The organism is Streptomyces sp. RPT161, assembly GCF_027533845.1.
GTDB lineage: Bacteria > Actinomycetota > Actinomycetes > Streptomycetales > Streptomycetaceae > Streptantibioticus_A > Streptantibioticus_A silvisoli_A.
Window position 1 is genome coordinate 1 of sequence record NZ_JAPZVN010000065.1, and the last position, 1,905, is coordinate 1,905.

Below are 1,905 nucleotides of genomic sequence, written 5' to 3' on the forward strand. Positions count from 1 at the left end.
GGTGAGGCCGCTGGTGTGGTGCAGGGCTCGCCGGTGGGCGGCAAGGTGGCGTTCTTGTTCACCGGTCAGGGCAGCCAGCGGATCGGGATGGGTCGGGAGCTGTACGAGGCCTACCCGGTCTTCGCCGAGGCCCTGGACGCGGTGTGTGAACGGTTCGAAGTACCGCTGCGGGATGTGATCTTCGGAGCCGACGGCGGCCTGCTGGACCAGACTGCCTACACGCAGCCCGCGTTGTTCGCCGTTGAGGTGGCGCTGTTCCGGCTCGTTGAGTCGTGGGGTCTGAAGCCTGACTTGCTGGCCGGGCACTCGATCGGCGAGTTGGCTGCGGCGCATGTTGCCGGTGTGTTGTCGCTGGATGATGCGTGTGCGTTGGTGGCCGCTCGTGGCCGTCTGATGCAGGAGCTGCCGGGCGGCGGCGTGATGGTGGCGGTCCAGGCGGCGGAGGACGAGGTTGCTCCGCTGCTGGTCGAGGGCGTGAGCATCGCTGCGATCAACGGGCCTACGTCGGTGGTGATCGCGGGTGATGAGGCTGCGGCCCTGGAGATCGCCGCTGGTCTTGAGGAGCAGGGTCGTAAGACCAAGCGCCTGACCGTCAGCCACGCGTTCCACTCGTCGCACATGGACGGGATGCTGGACGCCTTCCGAGAGGTGGCGTCGGGCCTGACCTACGAGGCCCCCCGTATCCCGATTGTCTCCAACCTCACCGGTTCTCTGGTGACGGTGGAAGAGATCGGCACCCCCGATTTCTGGGTCCGCCACGTGCGCGAGGCCGTCCGCTTCCTCGACGGCATACGCGTCCTGGAAGACCAGAACGTCACCACCTACGTCGAACTCGGCCCGGACGGCGTGCTGTCGGCGATGGCCCAGGATTGCGTCACGTCGCAGGCCGCGACCTTCGTGCCCGTGCTGCGGCGGGATCGCCCCGAGCCGGAAACGGTGACCACCGCACTGGCCCAGGCGCACGTCAACGGTGTCCCGGTCGACTGGAAGTCGTACTTCACCGGCTCGGGCGCGCGCCGGGTGGACCTGCCCACGTATGCCTTCCAGCGTCAGCGCTACTGGCTGGAGAGCCCCACGGCCCAGGCCGCCTCGCCTGCCGCAGATCCCGTCGACGCCCGCTTCTGGGAGGCCGTGGAGCGCGACGACTGGCCGTCTCTCGCGGCCGAGTTGGAGGTTGACGCGGACCAGCCGATGAGTGCCGTCGTGCCCGCGTTGTCGGCGTGGCGTCGGCAGCAGCGTGAGCGGTCGGCGGTTGATGGCTGGCGCTACCGGGTGACGTGGAAGCCGGTGACCGACCGCCCCACGCAGGCACTGACCGGTACCTGGCTGCTCGTCGTCCCGACCGCCAAGGCCGATGACGAACTGGTCACCACCATCACCCGAGCCCTGTCCGCAAAGGGAGTCGAGGTCGAGCACCTCACCGTCGATCCCGCCCACATCACCCGCTCCGAACTGGCAACGCGCCTCACCGAAACCGAACCGGTAAACGGTGTGCTGTCACTACTGGCATTGGACGGGCCGTACGGCCTGACCGCCTCCGCCACGCTGGTGCAGGCACTGGACGACGCCGGCGTCACCGGTGCGCTGTGGTGCGTGACGTCGGGCGCGGTGTCCACAGCGGTGTCCGACCGGCTGCGTGATGTCGACCAGGCGGCGGTCTGGGGCTTCGGCCGGGGCGTCGCGCTGGAGTACCCGGAGCGTTGGGGCGGTCTGGTGGACCTGCCCGAGGCGCCGGACGCGCGCGCTGCCGGGCGCCTGGTCGACGTACTGGCGGGTCTGGACGGCGAGGACCAGGTGGCGGTGCGTGCCTCCGGTGTCTTCGGGCGCAGGCTGGTACGCGCAGGACGCGGTACGACGTCCAGCGCCGCGACGTGGCAGCCGCAGGGCACGGTGCTGGTCACTGGT

Annotated in this window: 1 protein-coding gene; it reads left to right on the top strand. The window is 69.5% G+C overall.

Annotated features, from left to right (window positions below):
* Window positions 1–1,905 (top strand): acyltransferase domain-containing protein (locus tag O5O46_RS34890; RefSeq protein WP_269859703.1); only part of this gene is annotated, 1,905 nt, incomplete at both ends.